This window comes from Pseudophaeobacter sp. A-200-2 (genome assembly GCF_041008815.1).
GTDB classification, from domain to species: domain Bacteria; phylum Pseudomonadota; class Alphaproteobacteria; order Rhodobacterales; family Rhodobacteraceae; genus Phycobacter; species Phycobacter gallaeciensis_A.
In genome coordinates, this window is record NZ_JAXGFU010000007.1 from 95085 (window position 1) to 119059 (window position 23975).

The window sequence follows — 23975 nt, forward strand, 5'->3', positions numbered from 1 at the left end:
AGATAAGCGCATGGCAAAACCGTTGATGACCAAAGCGACCGCCGTGTGGCTGGTGGACAATACCACGATCAGCTTCAAGCAGATCGCCGATTTCGTTGGCATGCACGAGCTGGAGATCCAGGGCATTGCCGACGGTGACGTCGCCGCCGGCGTCAAAGGCTTTGATCCGGTTGCAAACAACCAGCTGACGCAGGATGAGATCGACAAGGCCGAGGCCAATCCGCTGCACAAGCTGAAGCTCAAGTTCAACCCGGCCGCTGCTGGCGAGGAAAAACGCCGCGGACCGCGCTACACACCGCTGTCCAAGCGTCAGGACCGTCCGAACTCGATCCTGTGGCTGGTGAAGTTCCACCCGGAACTCTCCGATGGTCAGATCGCCAAACTGGTAGGCACCACCAAGCCGACGATCCAGTCGATCCGCGAGCGGACCCACTGGAACATTGCCAACATGCAGCCGATCGACCCGGTTGCGCTGGGCCTGTGCAAACAGTCCGAACTGGACTCTGCCGTGCAAAAAGCCGCCGCAAAACGGGCTGCCGAAGGCGGCGTGATGAGCGACGACGAACGCCGCAAGCTGGTGTCGACCGAGCAATCGCTGGAGATGGATGCCGAGCCGAAGATCCCCTCGGCCATCGAAGGGCTGGAAACCTTCACTCTGGGTGGTGGCTCTGCCGAAAGCACCCCGTCCGAAGAGCCGCTGCCCGATGCGGACAGCTTCTTCAACCTGCCCTCGGGCGGTGATGAGGACGACGAGGACGAAGACGGAACCGATCCCCGCTTCTGAAGCGTTCAGACATCAGGGCCGACACGGTCCAACGAATAGGAAAGCCACGTCCGGATCCGGGCGTGGTTTTTTCTTTGTGGCGGTCCTACCAGGCGTCGGCGTAGCGGGGGCCGGGGGGCGCGTGGCCTGCGCTCTCCAACGCGCGGTGCAGCGCGGCGCGGGTCTCTGCCGGGTCGATGACCGCGTCGAATTCCAGCAGGCTGGCAGCATTCAGTGCCTTTCCGCGCTCATACAGGGCATCGACGAGGCGTTGATATTCCGCTTCCCGCTCTGCCGGGTCCTCAATCGCGTTCAGATGGTCGCGGTGGCCCAGCCTGACTGCGCCCTCCAACCCCATGGCGCCGACCTCTCCGGTGGGCCAGGCACAGCAGAAATGCGGACGATCCAACCCGCCGCCCGCCATCGCCATCGCGCCCAGACCATAGGCCTTGCGCAGGATTAGCGTCACCAGCGGTTGGCTGAAATGGGCTCCGGCCAGAAACAGCCGCGAGATATGCGCCACCTGTCCGGTTTTCTCGACCTCGGGGCCGACCATGAAGCCGGGCGTGTCGCATAGGGTGACGACGGGCAGGCCCCAGGCATCACACAGCTGCAGGAAACGCGCGCCCTTGTCACCGGCCTCGGCATCGATGGCGCCGCCAAGGTGCAGCGGGTTGTTCGCCAGCAGCCCCACCGCGCGACCTCTGATCCGGGCAAAGCCGGTGATCATGCCCGCGCCAAACCCGCGGCGCAGCTCCTGAAACGTGTCACTGTCGGCCAGCCCGTCGATGGCTGCGCGCATGTCATAGGCGCGGGTGCGGTCCACAGGCACGACATTGCGCAGGTCCGGGGTTTCCTCTGGGTCATCGGCGGGTGGTGTCTGTGCGGCCTCAAGGCCCAGCAGCCGTTTCGCAGCCACCACAGCCTCGGCTTCGTCTTCGGTCAGAATATCGATCAGCCCGGTGCCTGCCTGCACGTCACTGGGGCCGATCTCCTTCGGGGCGACGACACCCAGCCCGCCGCCTTCTATCATCGCCGGGCCGCCCATGCCGATCCAGCTATTGCGGGTGGCGATCCGGAGGTCGCAGACCCCGTAAAGGGCCGCGTTTCCGGCGAAACAATAGCCCGACACGATGCCGATTTTCGGCCCTTTGTAGGCGGCGAAATGGCGGAAGGAGGTGACATTCAACCAAGCGGCCATGATCAGGGCGGTGTCGCCGTCGTTGGGTCTTCCGCCGCCGCCTTCGGCAAAGAGGACGATGGGCAGCCGGTCGCGGCTGGCGACCTCGATCAGGCGGTCCATCTTACGGTGGTGGTTGAAACCCTGTGTGCCTGCCAGAACCATGTAATCTACCGCCATGGCAGCCACCGTACGCCCAGAAACCGTGCCGATTCCGCAGATGATACCGTCGCCCTGCGTGCGCGCCTGCAGATCGGGCAGCGCCCGCTTGCCGCGTTGGGCCGCCACAGCAAGGGCGCCATATTCGGTGAAACTGCCCGCATCGAACAGATCGTTGATGTTCTCCCTTGCGGTGCGGCCTCCCAGCGCGTGACGTTTGGCGACGGCCTCGGGACGGGCGGCATCGTCCAGCAGCGCCATGCGGGCCGCATATTCCTCCAGATCAGGACGGGCGGTATCGTCGGTTGCGACCTCCTCAACGGACACGCTGCCGGGTTCCAATGTAATCAGCGTTTCACCGCCCTGCAACTCTTGTCCGGCGGTCACATGAACGGCAGTGACAATCCCGCTCTGCTCGGCGCGGATTTCATGGCGCATTTTCATCAGTTCGGTGGCCAGCAACACCGTGCCTGCGGCCACTTCCTGACCCGGAGCGACATGGACTTCGGCGACGATTGCGGCGCTTTCGGCCTTTATGAGTGTCACCAGTACCCCTCCCTGATCGCTGATGTTGTTCTCAGTCAAGCGTTCGCCGGGGGCAGCTGTCAATTTGACCGTGGGGTCACTTTTCCGGATCAGGGCTGGGGCGGGACACAGAAGGTTGTTATCTACCCGCGACTTGGGGGTTTTCGTGCCGACCTCTTGCGGCTAGCGTTGCGCAAAATCGACTGGAGAGATCATCATGAGCCAATATGCAGGAATGACGCAGACCGAAACCGGTGCAGGGGTGCTGTGCGATCTGCGCAGCGACACGGTCACCCGCCCCGACGACGCGATGCGTCAGGCCATGGCGGCGGCCGAGGTGGGCGATGATGTCTATGGCGAGGATCCGCAGGTCAACCAGTTGGAGGCCACCCTGGCCGAGCGTCTGGGCAAGGAAGCGGGCCTGTTCCTGCCCACCGGCACCCAGAGCAACCTGACCGCGCTCCTGTCCCATTGCGGGCGTGGAGAGGAAATCATCACCGGCCGCGACTACCACGTCTTCAAATACGAGGCGGCCGGCGCTTCGGTGCTGGGCGGCAGCGCGCTCTACCCGCTGGAGGTGCAGCCCGGCGGTGGACTTGATCCCGCAGCGATCGCGGCAGCGGTCAAACCGGATGATTCCCATATGCCGATCAGCCGCCTGCTGTCCTTGGAGAACACCCACAACGGACAGGCCATTTCGCTGGAGGACATGCGCGCGATGACCGATGCGGGCCGGGCTGCGGGCCTGTCGCTGCATCTGGACGGGGCGCGTTTTTTCAACGCTATCACCGAGCTGGGCTGCTCTGCACCGCATCTGGCGGTTCTGTTCGATACCGTGTCGATCTGCCTGTCCAAGGGGTTGGGCACGCCTGCGGGATCGGTTCTGGTCGGTCCGTCCGATCTGATTGCCCGCGCCCGGCGCTGGCGCAAGATGCTGGGCGGCGGCATGCGCCAGTCCGGGGTGTTGGCTGCGGCAGGTCTGATGGCGCTGGAGCAGAACGTCGACCGTCTGTCAGAGGATCACGCCCGGGCCGCTACGCTGGCAGATGCCTTGCGCGCTCTGGGCGCGGGAGAAGTCACGCAAGCCACGAACATGGTGTTCTTCACCCCGGCAGAGGTGCAGAACGCAGCCCTGCAGGCGCATCTGGCCAAGGCGGGCGTGGTGATTGGGGCAGGGGACAGCGGCCCGATCCGGCTGGTGCTGCACAAGGATGTCACCGATGAGGGCCTCAACGGCGCGATTGCCGCGTTCCAGGCCTTCTTCAGCTAAGGCGTTTCGCGACGGGTTATCCGTTGCACAAACGGGATCAGGGTAAATGCGATTTGCCCTGCCAACCCGATCGCCCCGGCAGGGGTGGCCCAGTGGCTGAAGTAGCTGCTGGGGCGCGCGCCCATCAGGTTGGTGGCGAGTACATATTCCGCGACCATCAGCAGCCCGAAGGCCCAGATCCCCATCCACAGGCGCGCGGCGGCAGGATGCAGATCCTTGCGATTCCGGGTCAGGTGCCGGGCGATCAGCCAGCTGAGGGTGAGCATGATGGGCAGTTCAAGGCAGACCGCCCAGAGTTCATCCATCAGGGGCAGCAGCACGAAGATCCGCAGGCTGCCCAGAACAAATCCGCAGAAGAACACGGCCGCAAAATAAAATATGGCGGCTCTCAGAACCGGGCGGTGCAGGGCGGTTGGCATGGCTGTCCTTCCCCTCTCACCGTCAGAGTTCCTTGCGGGCCTTCAGCGCGGCGCTGATGGTGCCGTCGTCGAGGTAATCCAGCTCGCCGCCGATCGGAACACCCTGCGCCAGTGAGGTAAGTTTGACCTGACCGCTCAGCTGGTCGGCGATGTAATGGGCCGTGGTCTGCCCGTCGATGGTGGCATTCAGCGCCAGGATCACCTCGCTCACCGCTTCGCTGCCGACCCGGTCGACCAGGCGGGGAATGCGCAGATCCTCGGGGCCGATGGCGTCCAGCGCCGAGAGGGTGCCGCCGAGTACGTGATAGCGCCCCTTGAAAACGCCTGCGCGCTCCATCGCCCAGAGATCCGAGACGCTTTCGACGACGCAGATCTCGCCATTGGCGCGGGCCTCACTGTCGCAGATCTCGCAGATGTCCTCGGTCCCCACGTTGCCGCAGTTGAGGCATTCGCGGGCGGTGGTGGCGACGCGGGTCATCATGTCCGACAGCGGTGTCAGCAAAAGCGCGCGTTTGCGGATCAGGTGCAACACTGCCCGCCGGGCCGAACGCGGCCCCATGCCGGGCAGTTTTGCCATCAGATCGATGAGGGTTTCGATGTCGCTGGTAGAGCGGTCTTGCATGGAGGCGGCCTTTGGAGTGTTAGCCCATATAGACGCATCACGGCGGGCAATGGCAAGGGCGGCGCGATGGATGTTCAGGGTTTGTCTGGGCGGTGCCTGCGCGTCAGATCGGGCAAAGGGCGTATGCCCGTGAGACATGAAAAAGGCGGCCAAGGCCGCCTTTTCGGAACTTTTCAGTCGCGCCTCCGGATCAGAAGGGCAGCTTGATGTCCTTGGGAAGGCCCATGCTTTCCGTGAGGTTGGTCATCTCTTCCTGCGCTTTTTCGGCTGCCTTGGACTGTGCGTCCTTGATGGCGGCCAGGATCAGGTCCTCGACCATTTCCTTGTCATCGCCGTTGAAGATGGACGGGTCGATATCCAGCGCCTTGAGGTCGCCCTTGGCCGAGGCGGTGGCCTTGACCAGGCCCGCGCCTGCTTCGCCGGTAACCATGACGTTGTGCAGGTCTTCCTGCATCTGCGCCATCTTGGTTTGCAGTTCCTGTGCCGATTTCATCATCTTGGCCATATCGCCAAGACCGCCGAGGCCTTTGAGCATGGTGTTTCTCCTAAGTGCGGGGGCGCAGGGCGCCGTAAGTCATCCCCGAACATATCGCAATTGCAAGCGCGATGAACAAGTGGGGGGAGGCGGTGCAGTCTTCGATTATGCCCAAGGCACTCTTATCATCAAAGAAAAGCTCATGATTATCGACGGCAATTGCGGCCGCGAGCATGCCCCAAAGAAAGCCTGCGATTGCAAAGGAGGCGCGCTTTCTGCTGTACAGCGCGAATCCGGCAAGAGCGAAGAGGGCCAAGACAGCAGGCTTGGCCGACAACCGCCAAAGCACATCCCACGCGCTATCGGATAGATCGCCGGTGGCAAAGCAGGTTTTGGCGAAGGCGGTTGTTGGCAGGGTGAACAAGAGGACCGTCAGGCCAGTCGCTACCCGTCTTCGAACGGATCCCATTCGTCTTCTACCTCGGGCAGGGCTTCGGCCTCGACCTCGGCGGCCATTTCCTCGGCGGTACGGATACGGGTGATCCGGGCCTTGGGGAAACTGTCGATCACCGCCTGTACCAGCGGGTGTTCGCTGGCCTTCGTCCGCAATGCGTTTTCGGCGGCATCGCGGATTTCGGCGATCGTCGGGGCCTCGCCGTCGGGTGCGATGGTGACGACCCAGCGGCTGCCGGTCCAGTTTTGCAAGGCGGTGCCGAGGCGCGCAGCAAGGTCTCGGGGCGCATTCGCATGCGGTGTGAATTCGATCCGGCCCGGCTGGTAAGCGACGAGGCGCACGCCTGTTTCCACCTCGACCAGCAGTTTCACATCACGGTTGGTGCGGATCAGTTCCACCACATGTTCGAAGGTCGGGTAGCGGGCGAGGGCCTTTTCCGCGGCCGGTGCCAGCGCAGTGGCTTGTCCCTGCCCTTGGCTGTGCGACATGGTCATGCCGCCGGACGGTCCACCGCCCGGTGCGCCTTGCGGCGAGGCCGTGGTGATAGCCGATGCCCCGCCCGCGGCAGGCGCGCCCATGCTTTGCATGGGCATTCCGCCACCACCGCCGGGCGGCGGGGGCGGCATATCCTGCAGCTTGCGGATCAACTCCTCGGGACTGGGCAGATCGGCCACGTGCGTCAGGCGGATCACCGCCATCTCGGCAGCCATCATGGCGTTGGGGGCGGCGGCGACCTCTTCCAGCGCCTTGAGCAGCATCTGCCACATGCGGGTCAACACCCGCATCGGCAGCGCTTCGGCCATCTGTTGACCGCGGGCGCGCTCATCCGGGCTGATGGTCGGATCCTCCGCCGCGTCTGGCGTAATCTTTACCACCGACACCCAATGGGTGATTTCGGCCAGATCGCGCAGAACAGCCAGCGGATCGGCGCCTTCGGCATATTGCGAGGAGAGCTCGCTGAGCGCCGCAGCCGCATCGCCGCGCAGGATCATATCCATCAGATCCAGCACCCGGCCCCGGTCGGCAAGGCCCAGCATGGCGCGGACCTGATCGGCGGTGGTCTCGCCCGCGCCGTGGGAAATCGCCTGATCCAGCAGCGAGGTTGCATCGCGGGCCGAACCTTCGGCGGCGCGGGTGATGAGGGCGAGCGCATCCTCGGCAATCTGGGCGTTTTCGGCAGTTGCGATCTTGCGCAGGAGGGCGATCATCACCTCGGGCTCAATCCGGCGCAGATCGAACCGCTGGCAGCGCGACAGCACCGTCACCGGAACCTTGCGGATCTCGGTGGTGGCGAAGATAAACTTCACATGGGCGGGGGGTTCCTCCAGCGTTTTCAGCAGCGCGTTGAACGCGCTGGTCGACAGCATGTGAACCTCGTCGATGATGTAAATCTTATAGCGGGCCGAGGCCGCGCGGTATTGCACCGAATCGATGATTTCGCGGATGTCGCCGACGCCGGTGCGGCTGGCGGCGTCCATCTCCATCACGTCCACGTGGCGGCCTTCCATGATCGCGAGGCAATGCTCGCACTGACCGCAGGGTTCGGTGGTGGGGCCGCCGTTGCCATCGGTGCCGATACAGTTCATCCCCTTGGCAATGATCCGGGCGGTGGTGGTCTTACCCGTGCCGCGAATACCGGTCATGATGAAAGCCTGGGCGATCCGGTTCGCGGCAAAGGCGTTTTTCAGCGTACGCACCATGGCGTCCTGGCCAACCAGATCCGCAAATGTCTCGGGCCGGTACTTGCGGGCGAGGACCTGATACTGGCCGGACGGCTGCTCCGCGTGCTGAACCTCAGCGGTTAGGGTTTCAGGATCGGATGTTGGAGTGTCGCTCATGCTGTCTCGTGCCGGATTCGGAATGGGATTGGGACCGCCTCATAGGGTAGGGAAGCCCGCGGGCTTCGTCCACCGCTGTTGACCGCCCGGCAGGGCAGGTGGCAGAGTTTTTCCCTGTATGTGGTGGAGAGTGTGTGATGACTGGGATGAGTTCCGACGGGGCGGGCGCGCAGGCCCGGCAGCCCTTTACGATCTACGCGGTGTCCGCCGCCAATGGCATTCTTGCTATCTGCCCGCTGCCCGGTGCCGGGGGCGACTACAAGGGGGACCTTGAGCTGATCCACGACTGGCAGCCCGGTCTGGTCATTTCCATGACCACCGAAGCCGAGCATGTCTCCGTCGGGGCCGCGACGCTGGGGGTTGATCTGCAGAGCATGGGAAGCCGCTGGGTGCATCTGCCGGTGGCGGATTTTGGTGTGCCCGGCCCGGAGGTGAACGAGGCCTGGCCCGGGGTCAGCGCCTCGGCGCGCCAGGCGCTGAACGGTGGCGGCCGCGTTCTAGTGCATTGCCGGGGCGGCTGCGGGCGCTCCGGCATGGTGGTGCTGCGCCTGTTGATCGAATGCGGTGTTGCGCCAGAGGCGGCGCTGAACCGGTTGCGCATGTCTCGCCCCTGCGCGGTCGAGACCGAGGCACAGATGGCCTGGGCCCGCAGCCGCTGAGCCAGAGGCAGCCCGCCGGAGCGGGCTCGACTGTCATCCCGCTTTCTTCTTCACGGGGCGCGGCATTCACCGAATAAGACCGACGCCCCTCCTGTGGGTTCTCGGGGTCTGCCGCTACGCTGCGTTGAGCGGGATGGCTTCTCCGAAGGAGCAGGGGCGATGCGGCAGGTGATCTGCGGGCTGCGCTTGTGGATCGCTGGACAGTAGCGCGTCGGCAAAACGGTCCAGACCGCTGCGCTCTGCTGCGGTGTCCACTTCGCAGAACACCCGGATCCTGTCGTGCGAGGCAAAAAAGCGCGCCGGGCAATGGCGGGTGCAGCCATCGAGCAGGCTGTCGCCGGTGATTTCAAAATCCTCTTCGGTCATATCCCGCGCGGTATCGAGCGCCCCGCACAGGGCCACCAGCATCCGTTCCAGTGCCGGGCAGCTTGCCCCGGTGTGTTGACAGGTTGTTGCCGCAAGTTCATGCGTTTTTGTCGTCCAGATCATCGCGCCCTCCGCGCTGGGGCAGGGGCATAAAGAGGGGGGAGAGACATGTGGCCGGACGCTTGTCGGCCAGAATGGGCCGCGCGACAGGAACCATCTCACCCGCTCCGGACACCCCGCCCGGTTTCGAGTTGTGCGATGGCAGGTCTCCTGACTTGCGGGTCATAGCTTCTCCGGTCCTTCCCGGCCGCAGGTCTGTACCTTGCGTCCAGTGGATCTTCCGGGGTCGCTCTCCGCCTACAGTTGCGGGGGCAGTCGTGGAATTGTTCTGGCCGAGAGAGGCCGGATCGCACCACGTTCCCTTTTCATCCCGGACCCGCCAAAAGCGGATCGCGGAAACCATCTGTGAAATGGGTAGCGGGTCGAAGGGCGAGTCGTCAATTCGCTTGTGTGAAAGTCGGAGAAATCCGCGCCAACGCCAGCAAGCCAGGTAAGCTTGCTGAATTGTGCAGGCGGATGCGGTGCCCTCAGGCCGTGCGGTTCAATCGTTCTTCGGTCAGCCGGGCGAAATCTGCCGCGCGCGCCTTGAATTTTTTATTGAGCGAACCGCGCGCCAGTTTGAAGGATTGCAGCAGCAACCGCCCCGACAGGGTCTTGGCCGTCAGGTTTAGTGAAATTGTTACACGGGTGCGCCGCGGCGACAGCGCCATCAGTTCGATCTCGGTTTCGCCGTTCAGCCCGCTGCTGTCGCCGGACAGCAGAATGCGGGTGACGGGATCATAGGATTTGAGAGCAATGCGCAGCTCGCGCGCCTTGCCGCGAAAGTTGAATTTGGCATCCCAGGCGAGGCCGTTTTCAGGCGTGCTGATATCGCCGATCCGTTGCACGTCGATGCCGCGCCGGATGGCCGAGCGTTCAAAGCTTTCAAAGTCCGACAGGGCTTCAAACACGTCGGCGATCGGTGAATCGATATCTTCTTTACTCGTGAAATCCATGACTCTGACGCCTGCTTGCCTGTTTTGATTGATCAATTCTCAGCGTGGCCGCGATATTCCCTTTAATCCAGCGTATCCGCAAGCCAGTTCTGCAACAGAAAATGTGCAATTGCTCCTTTTCGGGCAGGCTTCAGGATCGGGTGCTCTCCGGCAAAGGCGCTCATCATGTCCTGCTTGCTGACCCAGATCGCGTCCTCGATTTCATGTGGGTCGATGGTCAGCTCGCGATCCAGCGCGATCCCGTGGCAGCCGAACATCAGCGACATTGGAAAGGGCCAGGGCTGGCTGGACAGGTACTCCACCTCTCCGACCTTCACGCCGGATTCTTCCAGTACTTCACGCCGCACGGCGGCCTCCAGCGTTTCGCCGGGTTCAACGAAACCGGCCAGCAGGGAGTACATACCTTCCGGCCAGCCGGGTGAGCGGCCCATCAGGACCTCGTCCCCATGGGTGATCAGCATGATCACAACCGGATCGGTGCGGGGAAAATGGCTCGCCTTGCAGCTGGGGCAATTTCTTTGCCAGCCTGCCTGAACCATATCACTGGGGTGGCCACAGCGGGCACAGAACCCATGCGAGCCATGCCAGGAAAACAGCGCCTTGGCGGTGGCGGCCAGCTCGGCCTCCAGCGGGGTCAGCCGGGTCATCACCCTGCGCAGCTCGGCGAAAGCATAACCAGAGGGCAGGTCCGGGTGCTGTTGCTCCGTTACATCGGCAAAACTGGCCAGCGCCATCTCGTCCAGCGCATCGGGCTGCCAACTGCTGATGTCGCAGGCGAAGGCCGGGCTTTGATCTGGCAGGAGGCCGAGAAACAGAGCGGCGTCGCGGAACTCTGCTGCCACCGGATGCGTGGTGGAGATCCAGGCAAGAGCGTCCGGTCCGCGCTCTGGAACTGACCGCTGGCACAGGGGTTTGCCGCGCCACATCATCAGCACCTGTGCATTCTGTGCCCCCCAGGCAGCGTCTAGCGCTTCGGCATCCGCACGCAGATGCGCGCTGCGGTCCAGGCCACCCTTGCCGCCAAATGTCACCTCTTCGGCCCGTTTCATATCGTTGTCCTTCTTTTGGCAGGGGATCCGGCGTTAAGGCCCGATTTCCTGCATTGATGGCGGCAAAACCGCGCAATGACCAGCCTGTTCGGGTAGCGCGGTCGATGCATTTTTATGGTTGTCAGCGGATGTTTAACGCCGGGTCACCGGTCTGCCGCTGGATATTGGCGTTAGACCGGTCAAATTTTCGGCATCAGCGCCACAATCGTTAACATCCTCAAAAATGGTGACTTTGCAAATCAAGGAAACGCTGTTTCAAAGGGTTAACGCGTTCGTGTCAGAACGTGAGAAAAAACGAAGATCGGAAGACGCCGTGCAGGCTGCGGGTAGAGCAATATGACAGGACCGGATCAATCCTTGCCATTGGGGAAGGGGGTGCTGCGCTTGTTGGCAACCACCGATCTGCACAGCAATCTGCTCAGCTACGACTATTATGCCGACCGGCCGGACCCCAGCATCGGCCTGTCCCGCGTCGCGTCCCTGATCGCGGAGGCGCGGCAAGAGGTCCGGGAGGCAGGGGGCACGGTGCTGCTCTTGGACAATGGTGATGGGCTGCAAGGGGCGCCGATTGGTGAGATTTCCTCTGACGACCCGATCGTGCCGCATCCACTGATGCAGGCCTTCAACGTGTTGCAATACGATGCCATCGGGCTTGGAAATCACGACTTCAACTTCGGTCTGGAGACGCTTGAGCAGGTGCTGGAGCAGGCACCCTGTCCGGTGATTTGCTCGAATATGACAGCCGTGGAGGAGGGACGGGAGCTACCTTTCGCCCGCACCACCATTCTGGAGCGGGAGGTGCCCGCCTGCGCTGGTGCGCCGCCGCTGCGGATCGGGATCCTGTCGGTGTTGCCGCCGCAGACGGTAACATGGGACGCGCATCTTCTGGAAGGTCAGGTCGTGGTTGCGGACATGGTGCAGGCGGCTGCCGCTGCTGCCAGCGCGCTGCGGCGGGAAGGATGCGATATCGTGATCGCATTGGCGCATACCGGTGTCGGAGGGCTGGAGCGGGTGCCGGGCATGGAGAATGCCTTGCTTCCCATCGCGGCCACGGCGGGAATCGATGCGGTGATCGGCGGGCACACCCACAAGATCCTTCCAGATCCCGAGCACAGTTTCACCAAGCCGGTGGTCATGCCGGGCGCGCATGGATCACACCTGGGGCAGATCGATCTGCAGGTGTCGCACGGCCCGGAGGGGTGGCGGCTGGAAAATTGGGACGCCCGCCTCAAACCCATCTGCAGCAGGGCAGAGAATGGCGATCTGATGTCTCTGGTCGAGGAGGACGCTGAACTGACCCGTGCGCTTGGCCCCGCGCATGATTCAACGCGCGAACGGATGCGTCAGCCGGTTGGCTTCAGTGACGTGCCTTTGCACTCCTTCTTTACTTTCTTTGGGCCTGATCTTGGGCTGGAACTTGCAGCAGCAGCGCAGGCGGCAGCGGTCAGGCCGCTGCTGGAAGGCACTGAGGTTGGCAAACTGCCGCTCTTGTCCGCGGCGGCGCCGGGTAAATTCGGTGGCCGCTCCGGGCCGGGGCATTATACCGACATCGGGCGTGGCGATCTGTGTATGCGCAACGTCGCTGATCTTCACATCTTCCCGAATGAGCTTAGGCTGGTTGTTGCGACCGGCGCGCAAGTGCTGGACTGGCTGGAAATGTCCGCGGGTGTGTTCAAACAAGTCCGGCCCGGCAGTACCGAACAGGAACTGGTTGATCCCAGCCGTGCCGGGCATAATTTCGACGTTCTTTTTGGCCTGCAATACGAAATAGACCTGTCGGTCCCGCCGCGGTTTTCCTCCTCTGGCGTGCGGATCAACCCGGCGGCAGGGCGCATTCGACGTCTTCGCGTGCATGGGCGGCCCGTGGCCCCTGCACAGCGTTTCGCCGTTGTGGTCAACAGTTACAGGGTCAGCGGTGGTGGTAATTTCCAGATGGTCAAAGACGCCGAGAGCATCCCGCTGCCGCCGGTGCGAATCCGGGATGTGATCCGGGACTACGTTGCGGGCCGCCTGCCTGAGGATCCACTGGCGCAGGAAGAGTATCCGTGGCGGTTTGCCGAGCTCAACAACGCCGAGGCTGCCGCCTATACCAGCCCGGAGGCGGTGCAGTATCTGGATGAATTGCCGGAGGGGCAGGTGCGCAACTGCGGCATGACACCAAAAGGCTTTCTGAAACTGATGCTTGCCCTCTGAACTGCGGAGCGGTGGATCGGGGAGGCCCCCTTGTCATTGCTGCGGCAGCCGCCTATATCGGGATTCGAGAGGTTGGCGCGGGCAAGCGCCTCGCCAACCTGGTCAGGTCCGGAAGGAAGCAGCCACAACGAGCCCCGCTTGGGTCGATGTCCAACCTCTCACCTTTCCCCAAAATACAGGTCCAGCCCGCCGAAAGGCGTGGGCTGTCTTAATGCCCGCAGAATTACAGGTTAGTAGCGGCCATTGTCAGCGGGATAGACGCCCAGGATCTCGACGTTGGTGGTAAAATAGGCCAGCTCGTCCATTGCCAGCTGCACGTTCTCATCCTCGGGATGGCCTTCGATATCGGCATAGAACTGTGTCGCCGTGAAGGAGCCGTCGACCATATAGCTTTCCAGCTTGGTCATGTTGATTCCATTGGTGGCAAAGCCACCCATCGCCTTGTAGAGCGCGGCGGGGATGTTGCGCACCTGGAACACGAAACTTGTGATCATGCCATGGGCACCGCGACGGCTGTAATCTGGCTCGCGCGACATGATCAGGAACCGCGTGGTGTTGTCGCCGTTGTCTTCGATATGGCGGGCCAGCACATCCAAACCGTAGATCTCTCCGGCCAGCTCGCTGGCGAGGGCGGCAACGTGTTTGTCGCCAGCCTCCGCCACATCGCGGGCGGCCCGTGCGTTGTCGGGGCTGACCCGGCCGGTGATGTCATGTTTACGCAGGAACTGTCCGCATTGCGGTAGAAGAACCAGATGCGATTTCGCCTCGCGGATATCTTCCAGCCGGGCACCGGGCACGCCCAGAAGATTGATATGCACCCGCACAAATGCCTCGTCGACAATATGCAAGCCGCTGTGCGGCAGCAGACGGTGAATATCGGCCACCCGACCATAGGTCGAATTCTCCACCGGCAGCATGGCGAGGTCCGCCTGACCGCTTGTCACTGCTGCGATCGTGTCCTCGAAATTGCGGCAGGGTAGCACTTCCATGTCGTGCCGCGCGTTGCGGCAGGCTTCGTGGCTGTAAGAGCCAAGCTCCCCCTGAATGGCGATTTTTCCGGTCATGAGTGCGACTTTCCTGCAAAACTTGGACAATCGGGCGTTTCGTCGCGCTGTCTACACCTTGCCACTTGAGAGGGGAAGCCTTAGACACCCTCCCAGACAGCTGAAATGGACTCGCGATCATGTTTGACACGATGACCCTTACCAAAGCGACTGCAGGCTTCTGCGGCGCGTTCCTCGTGTTCCTCCTGGGCAAATGGGCCGCAGAGGAACTGTATCATGTGGAGGCCCATGGCGAGGCTTCTTACGTGATTGAAGTGGCAGAGGCAGGTGGTGCAGAAGAAGAAGTGGAAGAAGTCAGCTTTGAAGAGCTGATGGCCTCCGCTGACGTTGGCAAAGGCGCCAAAGTCTTCAAGAAATGCTCCGCGTGCCACAAGCTTGAGGCTGGCGCCAATGCGACCGGTCCTTATCTCTACGGTGTGGTTGACCGTCCCAAGGCAAGCGCCGAAGGATTTGGTTACTCCGGTGCCCTGTCCGGTATGGAAGGCGCATGGACCGCTGAGAACCTCAATGAATTCCTGACCAAACCGTCCGACTACGCACCGGGCACCACGATGAGCTTCTCTGGCCTGAAAAAGGTCAAGGACCGCGTGAACCTGATCGCCTATCTGGACAGCCTCGACGACTAAACCGTCGCTCCGGCTGGTACAGAACCGGATTTGAGTTTTGAAAGGCCGCTGATCCTCAGCGGCCTTTCGCTTTTTGTGGGGCCTGTCGGAGAATATGTGCCGCAAAAGGATGGGAAATTGCCCTGGCCCAACCCGAAAGTGACCGCATCACAACTTGAATGTTGCGCCTGCCTGCCATTAGCTTGAAATACGGTAGAAATCCGGATCGCTTGAACACCGGACAGCGGAGGTTAAGGCAGATGAGATCACAACAGATGACAGCCCGAACGCAGACCATGCGCGGGGGGCTGCCAGCGCAGCTTGGTTTTCTGATGCAGAGCGTGCTGGTGCTGGGCGCGACGATGCTGGCACTGGTTACCGTGCTGGCAGGAACGGCCCGCGCCGAAGAGACAATCATCAAAAGCCATGGGTTCGCGGAATTCGGTGAACTGAAATACCCCGAAGGATTCGCGCATTTCGACTATGTGAACCCGGAGGCGCCGAAGGGCGGGGAACTGTCCTTTTCCGCCGTCGGTACCTTCGACAGCATGAACCCCTTTACCCGCAAGGGGCGGGGCGGGGCGCTGTCCTCCTACCATCTGGAAAGCCTGTTGATCGAATCCTATGACGAACCGGGCTCCTATTACGGGCTGATTGCGGAAAGTCTGGAATACCCCGAAAGCCAGGATTGGGTGATCTTCAACCTGCGCCCCGAAGCGCGGTTTTCGGATGGATCGCCTGTGACCGCCGATGACGTGGTCTTTTCCCATAACATCCTGCTGGATCAGGGGCTGCAATCCTATGCCGAGGCAGTGCGCAAACGCATCCCCAAGGCCGAGGCGCTTGGCCCGCACCGGGTCAAATTCTACTTCTCGCCCGATTTCCCGCGCCGCGCGATGATTTCGCAGGTCGCAGGCACGCCCGTCTTTTCCAAGGCCTGGTTCGAAGCCGATCCCGAAAACCGCCGTCTTGATGAGCCGCGTCTGGATCCGGGAATCGGGTCGGGGCCATATGTTCTCGACAGCTTCGACATCAATCAGCGTATCGTCTACCGCCGCAATCCGGATTACTGGGGCGCCGATCTCAATGTGAATGTTGGCCGCCACAACTACGACAGCATCCGGATCGAATATTTCGGCGATGCCATCGCGGCGATGGAAGGGTTCAAGGCCGGTGTCTACACCCTGCGTCCCGAGAACAGTTCCAAAAGCTGGGCGACCGCCTATGAGTTTGACGCGGTTGCGCGCGGCGATGTCATCAAGGACGAAATCCCCGACGGTAACGTGCCTGCTGCCAATGGTTTTGTTATGAACCTGCTGCGTCCCGTGTTCCAGGACATCCGCGTGCGTGAGGCAGTGCAACTGGCCTTCAACTTCGAATGGACCAACGAAAGCTTGCAATACGGGTTGTTCCGGCACCGCTCCTCCTTCTGGCAGGACAGTGCGCTGGAGGCCAAGGGACTGCCAGAAGGGCGCGAAAAAGAAGTGCTCGAGGCGCTGGGCGACCAGATCGACCCCACCATCCTGACCACTGAACCGGTGATGGCGCATGCTTCGAAACCGGGGCGTCCATCGGACCGCCGCAATCTGCGCCGGGCGATGAAACTTCTGGATGAGGCAGGCTGGGCCGTTGGCGATGACGGGGTGCGCCGCAATGCGGCGGGCGAGGTCATGCAGATCGAGTTCCTGCTCGATAGTCCGACGCTGGAACGCATCGTACAGCCCTATGTCGCGAACCTCATCACCATGGGGATCGATGCCAAGCTGAACCGGGTGGATTTCGCGCAATACACCAGTCGCCGCCGGGAAAAGGATTTCGATATGGTGAGCTTTGCCTATCCGAAGTCGCTGGAACCTTCGACGGGTCTTTATCAGCAATTCGGATCGGAGGCGCATCAATATTCGGTATTCAATCCCGCAGGGCTGGCCGATCCGGCGGTGGACGCGCTGATCGACAATATCGTCAAAGCCACCACCGAGGAAGAACTCCACGCCAGCGCCCGCGCGCTGGACCGGGTGCTGCGGGCCAAACGGTTCATGGTTCCCACTTGGTATCTGGACGTGAACTGGATCGCCTACTGGAGCATGTATGAATACCCCGAGAACCTGCCGCCCTATGCGCCGGGCACGATGGATCTGTGGTGGGTGAACGCCGAAAAGGAGGCCGCTCTCAAGGCCTCTGGCGCGTTGCGGTAGGCCCGTCCCATGGCAGCCTATATTCTGCGGCGTTTCCTGCTGGTGATCCCGACCCTGTTCGGGATCATGGTGATCAACTTTGCCCTGGTGCAATTTGTGCCGGGCGGGCCGGTGGAACAGATAATTGCCCAGATGCAGGGCAGTGGTGATGTGTTCGAAGGCTTTGCTGGTGGTGGCGGAGATGCGGGGGCCACGGAAACCCTTGGATCGAATGACAACTATGCGGGTCGTCAGGGCCTGCCACCCGAGTTGATCGAAGAGTTGAACGCGCAATTCGGTCTAGACAAGCCGCCATTGGAGCGGTTCATCCAGATGATCGGCAACTATCTTCGGTTCGATTTCGGCGAAAGTTATTTCCGCAAGATCGATGTCACCGAACTGGTGATGGAGAAAATGCCGGTGTCGATTTCGCTGGGCCTGTGGTCGACCTTGATCGCCTATATGATCTCGATCCCGATGGGCATCCGCAAGGCGCTGAGCGACGGGTCGCGTTTCGATACTTGGACCAGTGGCATGATCATCGCGGCCTATGCGATCCCCTCGTTCCTGTTCGCGATTCTATTGCTGGTGCTCTTTGCCGGTGGCTCTTATTGGCAGATCTTTCCGCTGCGGGGGCTGACCTCGGACAACTGGGAGGAGCTAAGCCTGCTGGCCAAGATTGGGGATTACTTCTGGCATATCGCGCTGCCGGTCATCGCCTCCACCATCGGGGCCTTTGCGACGCTGACGCTGCTGACCAAGAACTCCTTCCTGGATGAGATCAAGAAACAATACGTGATGACCGCCCGGGCCAAGGGGCTGAGCGAACGACGGGTTCTGTATGGCCATGTGTTCCGCAATGCCATGCTGATCGTGATCGCGGGCTTCCCGGCGGTGTTCATCGGCGTCTTCTTCTCGGGCAGCCTGATCATCGAAACGATCTTCTCGCTCGACGGGCTGGGGCGTCTCGGGTTTGAGGCCGCCGTGGCGCGTGATTATCCGGTGATCTTTGGCACGCTGTTCATCTTTGGCCTGATGAGTCTCGTCGTGGGGATCGTGTCGGACATCATGTACGTGCTGGTCGACCCACGCATCGACTTTGAAAAGAGAGAGGGCTGAGCCATGGCATTGTCCCCACTCAACCAGCGCCGCTGGAACAATTTCCGCCGCAACAAGCGGGCTTTCTGGTCGTTCTGGATCTTTTCGGTGCTGTTCGTGCTGTCGTTGTTTGCCGAGTTCATCGCCAACGACAAACCGATTCTGGTCAGTTATCGCGCCGAATTGCACATGCCGATCTTCAAGTTCTATCCCGAAACCGCCTTTGGCGGCGATTTCAGGACCGAGGCGGTGTACAAGGACCCCGAGGTCGAATGCCTGATCCGTTCGGGCGGCAATCTGGACTGTTTTGATGACCCTGAAGGGATCATGGAACAGATCGCGGCTGGCACCTTCGCAGGGGAAGATTTCCACGAAGGCTGGACCATCTGGCCGCCGATTCCCTACAGCTTTAACACCACGGTGGACCGGCCCGGTGCCGCGCCGCTGCCGCCGAACCGGCAGAATCTCTTGGGCACCGATGATACCAAGCGGGACGTGCTGGCGCGGGTCATCCACGGCTTCCGCCTGTCCATCGTCTTTACCCTGATCGTGACAGGCGCGGCGACCGTTCTCGGCATCGCGGCAGGCGCCGTGCAGGGCTATTTTGGCGGCTGGCTGGATCTTCTGTTCCAGCGGTTCATCGAAATCTGGAGCTCGACCCCAACGCTTTATGTGATCATCATCATGTTCGCGATCCTGGGGCGCAGTTTCTGGCTGCTGGTCTTCCTTATGATCCTGTTCGGCTGGACCGCGCTGGTCGGGGTGGTGCGCGCCGAATTCCTGCGGGCGCGCAATCTGGAGTACGTGCGCGCGGCCAAGGCGCTGGGTGTTGGCAACATGACCATCATGTTCCGCCACATGCTGCCGAATGCCATGGTGGCGACCCTGACGATGATGCCCTTCATCGTGACCGGCACTATCTCCTCGCTGGCGGGGCTCGATTTCCTCGGCTTCGGCCTGCCGTCCTCGGCGCCTTCGCTGGGGGAGTTGACCCTGCAGGCGAAACAGAACCTTGAAGCGCCCTGGCTGGCCTTCACCGCCTTCTTCACCTTCGCCATCATGCTGTCGCTTCTTGTCTTTATCTTTGAAGGCATCCGCGACGCCTTCGACCCAAGAAAGACCTTCTCATGACTGCGATACTGGAGGTGAAAGGCCTGCGTGTCTCTTTCCGCCAAGACGGCAAGGAGACCGAAGCGGTCAAAGGCGTGTCCTTTGAGGTGGGGCGTGGCGAAACGGTGGCGCTGGTGGGGGAATCCGGCTCTGGCAAATCCGTGTCGGCTCTGTCGACGGTGTCGCTTCTGGGGGACAGTGCCACGGTGAAGGGATCGGTGCTCTACAACGGCAAGGAGATGGTCGGCGCCGACGAAAAGCATCTGATGAAACTGCGTGGCAACGACATCAGCTTTATCTTTCAGGAGCCGATGACCTCGCTTAATCCGCTGCACACCATTGAAAAGCAACTGTCGGAATCGCTGGCCCTGCATCAGGGGCTGGTGGGGCAGGCGGCGCGGGACCGCATTCTGGAACTGCTGATCAAGGTCGGCATCCGCGATCCGGAAACTCGTCTTGGCGCCTATCCGCACGAGCTGTCCGGTGGGCAGCGGCAGCGGGTGATGATCGCCATGGCGCTGGCCAACAAACCCGAGATCCTGATCGCGGATGAGCCGACCACGGCGCTGGATGTCACCATTCAGGCCCAGATTCTCGAACTTCTGGCCGAGCTGAAGGAAAGCGAAGGCATGGGGTTGTTGTTCATCACCCATGATCTGGCCATCGTGCGGCGCATTGCCGACCGAGTCTGCGTGATGAAGGCCGGCGAGATCGTCGAAAGCGGTCCTGCCGAGAATATTTTTGCAAACCCGCAGCATCCCTATACGCAGAAATTGCTGGCAGCCGAGCCCTCTGGGCAACCTGCCGCCGTGCCCGAAGGCGCCGAGGAATTGGTCCGAACCTCGGATCTCAAGGTCTGGTTCCCGATCCAGAAGGGGCTGTTGAAGCGCACCGTTGGGCATGTGAAGGCGGTCAATCCGACCTCCATTTCCGTCCGGGCAGGGGAAACCCTTGGCATTGTCGGGGAAAGCGGCTCTGGCAAGACGACCCTGGCGCTGGCCATCATGCGGCTGATTGCGTCGGAGGGTGAGGTGCGATTCCGCGGCGATGACCTGCGGCAATGGTCAACGCGGGATCTGCGGCGCCTGCGCAAGGATATGCAGATCGTGTTTCAGGATCCCTTTGGCTCTCTCAGCCCGCGGATGACCTGCGCACAGATCATTTCCGAAGGTCTGGCGATCCATAAGGTCGACCAGCACCGGAACACCCGCGAGTTGGTGGCTGAGGTGATGCTGGAGGTGGGCCTAGACCCGGCGGCGATGGACCGCTACCCGCACGAGTTTTCGGGCGGACAGCGGCAACGCATCGCCATTGCCCGTGCCATGGTGCTGCGGCCGCGGCTGGTGGTACTGGATGAGCCGACATCGGCGCTGGATATGACGGTGCAGGTGCAGATCGTCGACCTGCTGCGCGATCTGCAGACGCGCTATGGGCTGGCCTATCTGTTCATTTCCCACGATCTGAACGTCGTGCGCGCCATGTCGCACAAGATGATTGTGATGAAGCAGGGCGACGTGGTGGAGGCCGGAGAGGCAGACGCGCTGTTTGACACCCCCCAAGAGGAATACACCCGCCAGCTTCTTGCGGCGACGCGATGAATGGCTGACCGGCCAGCGGCAGGCCGCGGGGCCTTTTGAGGTCCCGTCGCGATATCAAACGGGATATCAGATCGCGGAGCTGTGCCCGGCCTGGTTCACCTCATAGGCGTCCAGACTACGTGCGATCATCCGGGTCAGGGGGCGGGCGCGCTCCGGGATCGACAGCCCTTCCTGCGACAGTTCCACCATGTTCGGAAAGGCGCGGGCTGTTTGCTCCAGCACATCCCGGAGCCATTGCGCCGAAATCTGAAACTTGCCCAGGATATCTTCGGCGCTGATCCTGAAATCGCACATCAGCGATTCGATCATGCGACCCCGCAACTTGTCTTCTCCCTGAAAGACATGTCCGCGCGCGGTTGCAAACTGACCAGTCGCTATCGCCCTTGCGTGGTCCGCGGTGCCGGGGGCGTTCTGGGCGTAGCCCTGCGGGAAGCGCGAGATTGCCGAGGCGCCGATGCCGATCAGAACGTCGGCGGGATCCTCGGTATAGCCCTGGAAATTCCGTTTGAGCCGCCCAGAGGTCTGAGCCTTGACCAGACTGTCGTCCGGCCTTGCAAAATGGTCGATGCCAATTTCGCGGTAGCCGTCCCACAGGAACAGGCGCCGGGCGGTATCAAAAAGATCCAGCCGATTTTCGGGCGTCGGCAGGGTATCCGTAGGAATCATGGTCTGGCGCCGCGCCATCCAGGGCACATGCGCATATCCAAACAGGGCGACCCGATCCGGTGAGAGGGACAACAGTTTCTGCGCGCTGTCGGTGATCCGCTCCGGCGTCTGATGTGGCAGCCCGAACAGGATGTCAGCATTGATACTGTGGATTCCCCGCGCGCGCAGCATTTCGAAGGTTTCATGCGTCAACTCATAGCTTTGCAGCCGCCCGATTGCGTTCTGGATGGTGGTATCGAAATCCTGCACTCCGATCGAGGCCCGGTTCATGCCTGCCTCGGCCAGGGCATCCAGCCGCGCCGCGTCGCATTCGTTTGGATCAATCTCGACCGAAAACTTGGTGCCAAGGGCCCATGGCGCCAGATCGGCCTGCGCGGCGGCCAGTTCACGAATCATATCGGCCGATAGCAGCGTCGGTGTGCCACCCCCCCAATGCAGCCGGGACAGGCTGACACCTTCGGGGAGGTGCGATTTCAGCAGCGCGATTTCGGCCTTGAGCGTGTCGAGATAGGCCCTGACCGGGGCGTCTGACTGGGTGCCCTGTGTGCGGCAGGCGCAGAACCAGCACAGCCTGCGGCAGAAAGGCACATGCACATAAAGCGAGATCTGACTGCCAGGCGCGATATCCCTTAGCCAGCCTGAGAAAACACTGGCATTTACGCCGCCTGCAAAGTGCGGCGCCGTGGGGTAGCTGGTATAGCGCGGCACTTTAGCATCGAATAATCCGAGGCTTGCCAATTGTGATTTCTGTTTCATCGGACTATCGTAAATCGTGTACGAGTAACTAGACTTTGACCCAGATCAAGCGGGACACGCCATGACAGCCCCCACGATTTCATCTTTCAACTGTGGTGATTGCCCGATCAGGCATCGCGCGGTCTGTGCGCGCTGCGATTCGGATGAATTGGAAGAGTTGGATGCCATCAAATACTACCGGACCTATGAGGCGGGGCGCCCGATTATCTGGTCCGGCGACTCGATGAATTTTGTCGGTTCGGTGGTTTCCGGCATCGCGACCCTGACCCAGACAATGGAAGATGGTCGTACCCAGATGGTCGGTCTTCTCCTGCCCAGCGATTTTGTCGGACGCCCCGGGCGCGATGGCGCGGCCTATAACGTGGTCGCCACAACCGAAGTGGTGATGTGCTGTTTCCGCAAGAAACCCTTTGAAGAACTGATGGCGCGTACGCCACATATCGCGCACCGCCTGCTTGAAATGACGCTGGATGAACTGGACGCCGCGCGGGAATGGATGCTGGTACTGGGCCGCAAGACCGCCCGGGAAAAGATCGCCAGCCTGCTATCGATCATCGCCCGCCGGGATGCGTCGCTGACTCCCGCAGGCGCGAAGGATCGGATGGTATTTGATCTGCCGCTCACGCGGGAGGCAATGGCAGACTACCTTGGCCTGACCCTTGAAACCGTCAGCCGCCAGATGTCGGCACTGAAAAAGGACGGCGTGATCGAACTCGAAGGCAAGCGGCACGTGACCGTGCCGGATATGGGGCGCCTGCTGGAAGAGGCAGGCGACGACAGCGACGGTGGTTTCCTCGGCTGAGGTTCAAGCTGCACGCAACTTTGGCGGGTGTATGGGGCGAAGCAGGTGCGGATCTGTCCGCCCCTTTCTCGTGTCAGCTTGGCAAATTGCCTGCGCCCGCACTCTCTTTCAGCCAGTCAGCGACCTGATTGACCGCCGCCGTTGATCCACGGCCCGGCAGGCGCCACAGACGCAGGGCATCCGGCAGTGTAACCTTGGTGGCAAAGGGCGCAACCAGCCGTCCTGATTGCAGCAAAGGTGCCAAAAGGGCAGCATGACCGATCAGCACCCCGGCACCGTTCAGGGTTTCCTCTACCGCGAGGGCATAGAGCGAATAGACTGGTCCGCGTGGCGTCACCTTCTCACTGAGATCCACTGCAGCCAGCCAATGCATCCAGTCCCGGTCCCATGTGGTGTCAGTCAGGCAGGGCACATTCCGCAGATCCTCGGGACGCGAAAGCTGTGCGGCCAGACCCGGGGCGCAGACTGGAAATATGACATCTCGTTCCACTGGCTGCCCCTGCGACGGGTCGAAGAACAGACACAGATCATAAGGCGTGCGTTTCAGGTTGGGCGGTGTTTCCAGCGCGGTGACCGAAATGGCAACCTCGGGCATGGCCTGCCGCAGGGCGGGCAAACGTGGGGACAACCAGAACTGCGCGACCGAGGGCAGGGTGGCGATATGCACCACCGCCGGGGCTGCTTCATCCCGCAGGGTTTGCACCGCCCAGGCCAACTGATCAAAGGCGGCGGTAAATTCGGGCAGCGCGCGCGCGCCCGGCGCGGTCAGCTCCACTGCCTTGGCCCGGCGATGAAACAGCGGCGCCCCAAGCGCATCTTCCAGCGTCTTGATATGCGCCGATACCGCCCCTGGCGTGACGCCAAGCTCCTGCGCTGCGGCGGCAAAACTACCGAGCCGGGCAGCAGCCTCGAAGGCGCGCAAGGCGGTCAGGGGCAGGGATCTGGGACGGGGCGGAGAGACGCTCATGAAAAAAGGCCTAGTTTTTCTAACCCTAATTTTTCGCAAAACTGGTTTGCGCACAAGGGGCACGGCGGCTTCACTGAGGCAACGCAATAGATCCGCAACAGGGATGAT

22 protein-coding genes, 1 other RNA gene and 1 riboswitch are annotated in these 23975 nt (G+C 61.8%); of the genes, 11 read left to right on the forward strand and 12 right to left on the reverse strand.

What is annotated here, in order from left to right:
• Positions 1-10: 10 nt before the first annotated feature.
• On the forward strand, positions 11-784 hold the full coding sequence (locus SM766_RS12010; RefSeq protein ID WP_274829733.1) for a DUF1013 domain-containing protein: 774 nt from the start codon (positions 11-13) through the stop codon (positions 782-784).
• Between the two features lie 85 nt (positions 785-869).
• Here the strand turns inward: SM766_RS12010 and SM766_RS12015 are convergent, their stop codons facing one another.
• Positions 870-2648 carry a carboxyl transferase domain-containing protein gene (locus SM766_RS12015; RefSeq protein ID WP_368947926.1) on the reverse strand — a complete coding sequence of 593 codons (1779 nt, stop codon included), beginning with the start codon at positions 2646-2648 and terminating at the stop codon, positions 870-872.
• Positions 2649-2844: 196 nt separating this feature from the next.
• Between SM766_RS12015 and ltaE the strand changes: the two genes are divergently transcribed.
• Complete coding sequence (gene ltaE / locus SM766_RS12020; protein WP_274837301.1) at positions 2845-3897, forward strand: low-specificity L-threonine aldolase; 1053 nt, start codon at positions 2845-2847, stop codon at positions 3895-3897.
• Here the strand turns inward: ltaE and SM766_RS12025 are convergent.
• The 5 genes from SM766_RS12025 to SM766_RS12045 all read right to left on the reverse strand — a co-directional run bounded on the left by SM766_RS12025 (position 3894) and on the right by SM766_RS12045 (position 7705).
• Complete coding sequence (locus tag SM766_RS12025) at positions 3894-4316, reverse strand: hypothetical protein (RefSeq protein ID WP_368947927.1); 423 nt, start codon at positions 4314-4316, stop codon at positions 3894-3896. The genes ltaE and SM766_RS12025 overlap by 4 nt on opposite strands.
• A 22-nt stretch (positions 4317-4338) precedes the next feature.
• On the reverse strand, positions 4339-4938 hold the full coding sequence (gene recR, locus SM766_RS12030; protein ID WP_065271302.1) for a recombination mediator RecR: 600 nt from the start codon (positions 4936-4938) through the stop codon (positions 4339-4341).
• Positions 4939-5128: 190 nt separating this feature from the next.
• The gene (locus tag SM766_RS12035) at positions 5129-5473 is read right to left on the reverse strand and encodes a YbaB/EbfC family nucleoid-associated protein (RefSeq protein ID WP_065271301.1); all 345 of its coding nucleotides are present in this window, start codon (positions 5471-5473) and stop codon (positions 5129-5131) included.
• A 10-nt stretch (positions 5474-5483) separates the two neighbouring features.
• A complete protein-coding gene (locus tag SM766_RS12040) occupies positions 5484-5837 on the reverse strand; it encodes a hypothetical protein (protein WP_368947928.1) in 354 nt (117 codons plus the stop codon).
• Between the two features lie 20 nt (positions 5838-5857).
• Complete coding sequence (locus tag SM766_RS12045) at positions 5858-7705, reverse strand: DNA polymerase III subunit gamma/tau (protein WP_368947929.1); 1848 nt, start codon at positions 7703-7705, stop codon at positions 5858-5860.
• Positions 7706-7842: 137 nt separating this feature from the next.
• Here SM766_RS12045 and SM766_RS12050 point away from each other — a divergent pair, with 137 nt between their 5' ends.
• Positions 7843-8364, forward strand: coding sequence for a protein-tyrosine phosphatase family protein (locus tag SM766_RS12050; protein WP_368947930.1), 522 nt, complete (start codon positions 7843-7845; stop codon positions 8362-8364).
• Between the two features lie 114 nt (positions 8365-8478).
• On the opposite strand, the gene SM766_RS12055 is transcribed toward SM766_RS12050, so the two are convergent.
• The 3 genes from SM766_RS12055 to nudC all read right to left on the reverse strand — a co-directional run bounded on the left by SM766_RS12055 (position 8479) and on the right by nudC (position 10834).
• A complete protein-coding gene (locus SM766_RS12055; protein ID WP_368947931.1) occupies positions 8479-8853 on the reverse strand; it encodes a hypothetical protein in 375 nt (124 codons plus the stop codon).
• Between the two features lie 120 nt (positions 8854-8973).
• Positions 8974-9209: riboswitch (cobalamin riboswitch) on the reverse strand.
• A gap of 108 nt (positions 9210-9317) precedes the next feature.
• Positions 9318-9785, reverse strand: coding sequence for an SRPBCC family protein (locus SM766_RS12060; RefSeq protein WP_274829725.1), 468 nt, complete (start codon positions 9783-9785; stop codon positions 9318-9320).
• A 62-nt stretch (positions 9786-9847) separates the two neighbouring features.
• Complete coding sequence (gene nudC, locus SM766_RS12065; RefSeq protein WP_368947932.1) at positions 9848-10834, reverse strand: NAD(+) diphosphatase; 987 nt, start codon at positions 10832-10834, stop codon at positions 9848-9850.
• Positions 10835-11170: 336 nt separating this feature from the next.
• On the opposite strand from nudC, the gene SM766_RS12070 reads away from it, so the two are divergent.
• Entirely contained in the window at positions 11171-13027 is a 1857-nt protein-coding gene (locus SM766_RS12070; protein ID WP_368947933.1) for a 5'-nucleotidase C-terminal domain-containing protein, read from the forward strand.
• Between the two features lie 65 nt (positions 13028-13092).
• An RNA gene (ffs, locus tag SM766_RS12075) (signal recognition particle sRNA small type) lies at positions 13093-13191 on the forward strand.
• Between the two features lie 66 nt (positions 13192-13257).
• Here ffs and SM766_RS12080 read toward each other — a convergent pair.
• Positions 13258-14091: a prephenate dehydratase gene (locus SM766_RS12080; protein ID WP_065271293.1), complete on the reverse strand. Its 834-nt coding sequence runs from the start codon at positions 14089-14091 to the stop codon at positions 13258-13260.
• A 119-nt stretch (positions 14092-14210) separates the two neighbouring features.
• Between SM766_RS12080 and SM766_RS12085 the strand changes: the two genes are divergently transcribed.
• The 5 genes from SM766_RS12085 (at position 14211) to SM766_RS12105 (ending at position 20676) form a co-directional block, all read left to right on the forward strand.
• Positions 14211-14717, forward strand: coding sequence for a c-type cytochrome (locus SM766_RS12085; protein ID WP_368947934.1), 507 nt, complete (start codon positions 14211-14213; stop codon positions 14715-14717).
• Between the two features lie 311 nt (positions 14718-15028).
• Positions 15029-16891, forward strand: coding sequence for an extracellular solute-binding protein (locus SM766_RS12090; RefSeq protein WP_490363357.1), 1863 nt, complete (start codon positions 15029-15031; stop codon positions 16889-16891).
• 9 nt (positions 16892-16900) lie between these two features.
• Positions 16901-17989 carry a microcin C ABC transporter permease YejB gene (locus SM766_RS12095; RefSeq protein ID WP_065271290.1) on the forward strand — a complete coding sequence of 363 codons (1089 nt, stop codon included), beginning with the start codon at positions 16901-16903 and terminating at the stop codon, positions 17987-17989.
• A 3-nt stretch (positions 17990-17992) separates the two neighbouring features.
• Positions 17993-19099 carry an ABC transporter permease gene (locus tag SM766_RS12100; protein ID WP_368947935.1) on the forward strand — a complete coding sequence of 369 codons (1107 nt, stop codon included), beginning with the start codon at positions 17993-17995 and terminating at the stop codon, positions 19097-19099.
• The gene (locus tag SM766_RS12105; protein ID WP_368947936.1) at positions 19096-20676 is read left to right on the forward strand and encodes an ABC transporter ATP-binding protein; all 1581 of its coding nucleotides are present in this window, start codon (positions 19096-19098) and stop codon (positions 20674-20676) included. Before SM766_RS12100 ends, SM766_RS12105 begins: the two co-directional genes overlap by 4 nt.
• Positions 20677-20742: 66 nt before the next feature.
• Here the strand turns inward: SM766_RS12105 and hemN are convergent, their stop codons facing one another.
• Positions 20743-22098 carry an oxygen-independent coproporphyrinogen III oxidase gene (hemN, locus tag SM766_RS12110; protein ID WP_368947937.1) on the reverse strand — a complete coding sequence of 452 codons (1356 nt, stop codon included), beginning with the start codon at positions 22096-22098 and terminating at the stop codon, positions 20743-20745.
• Positions 22099-22159: 61 nt separating this feature from the next.
• Here hemN and fnrL point away from each other — a divergent pair, with 61 nt between their 5' ends.
• Positions 22160-22900, forward strand: a complete 741-nt coding sequence (fnrL, locus tag SM766_RS12115) for a transcriptional regulator FnrL (RefSeq protein WP_065271286.1) — start codon at positions 22160-22162, stop codon at positions 22898-22900.
• A gap of 73 nt (positions 22901-22973) precedes the next feature.
• On the opposite strand, the gene SM766_RS12120 is transcribed toward fnrL, so the two are convergent.
• The gene (locus SM766_RS12120; protein WP_368947938.1) at positions 22974-23867 is read right to left on the reverse strand and encodes a LysR family transcriptional regulator; all 894 of its coding nucleotides are present in this window, start codon (positions 23865-23867) and stop codon (positions 22974-22976) included.
• Positions 23868-23975 lie beyond the last annotated feature (108 nt).

Coding starts and splice junctions, on each gene's coding strand:
- SM766_RS12010 (WP_274829733.1), top strand. CDS start 11: ATGGCAAAACCGTTGATGACCAAAGCGACCGCCGTGTGGCTGGTGGAC.
- ltaE (WP_274837301.1), top strand. CDS start 2,845: ATGAGCCAATATGCAGGAATGACGCAGACCGAAACCGGTGCAGGGGTG.
- SM766_RS12025 (WP_368947927.1), bottom strand. CDS start 4,316: ATGCCAACCGCCCTGCACCGCCCGGTTCTGAGAGCCGCCATATTTTAT.
- recR (WP_065271302.1), bottom strand. CDS start 4,938: ATGCAAGACCGCTCTACCAGCGACATCGAAACCCTCATCGATCTGATG.
- SM766_RS12035 (WP_065271301.1), bottom strand. CDS start 5,473: ATGCTCAAAGGCCTCGGCGGTCTTGGCGATATGGCCAAGATGATGAAA.
- SM766_RS12045 (WP_368947929.1), bottom strand. CDS start 7,705: ATGAGCGACACTCCAACATCCGATCCTGAAACCCTAACCGCTGAGGTT.
- SM766_RS12050 (WP_368947930.1), top strand. CDS start 7,843: ATGACTGGGATGAGTTCCGACGGGGCGGGCGCGCAGGCCCGGCAGCCC.
- SM766_RS12055 (WP_368947931.1), bottom strand. CDS start 8,853: ATGATCTGGACGACAAAAACGCATGAACTTGCGGCAACAACCTGTCAA.
- SM766_RS12060 (WP_274829725.1), bottom strand. CDS start 9,785: ATGGATTTCACGAGTAAAGAAGATATCGATTCACCGATCGCCGACGTG.
- nudC (WP_368947932.1), bottom strand. CDS start 10,834: ATGAAACGGGCCGAAGAGGTGACATTTGGCGGCAAGGGTGGCCTGGAC.
- SM766_RS12070 (WP_368947933.1), top strand. CDS start 11,171: ATGACAGGACCGGATCAATCCTTGCCATTGGGGAAGGGGGTGCTGCGC.
- SM766_RS12080 (WP_065271293.1), bottom strand. CDS start 14,091: ATGACCGGAAAAATCGCCATTCAGGGGGAGCTTGGCTCTTACAGCCAC.
- SM766_RS12085 (WP_368947934.1), top strand. CDS start 14,211: ATGTTTGACACGATGACCCTTACCAAAGCGACTGCAGGCTTCTGCGGC.
- SM766_RS12090 (WP_490363357.1), top strand. CDS start 15,029: ATGCAGAGCGTGCTGGTGCTGGGCGCGACGATGCTGGCACTGGTTACC.
- SM766_RS12095 (WP_065271290.1), top strand. CDS start 16,901: ATGGCAGCCTATATTCTGCGGCGTTTCCTGCTGGTGATCCCGACCCTG.
- SM766_RS12100 (WP_368947935.1), top strand. CDS start 17,993: ATGGCATTGTCCCCACTCAACCAGCGCCGCTGGAACAATTTCCGCCGC.
- SM766_RS12105 (WP_368947936.1), top strand. CDS start 19,096: ATGACTGCGATACTGGAGGTGAAAGGCCTGCGTGTCTCTTTCCGCCAA.
- hemN (WP_368947937.1), bottom strand. CDS start 22,098: ATGAAACAGAAATCACAATTGGCAAGCCTCGGATTATTCGATGCTAAA.
- fnrL (WP_065271286.1), top strand. CDS start 22,160: ATGACAGCCCCCACGATTTCATCTTTCAACTGTGGTGATTGCCCGATC.
- SM766_RS12120 (WP_368947938.1), bottom strand. CDS start 23,867: ATGAGCGTCTCTCCGCCCCGTCCCAGATCCCTGCCCCTGACCGCCTTG.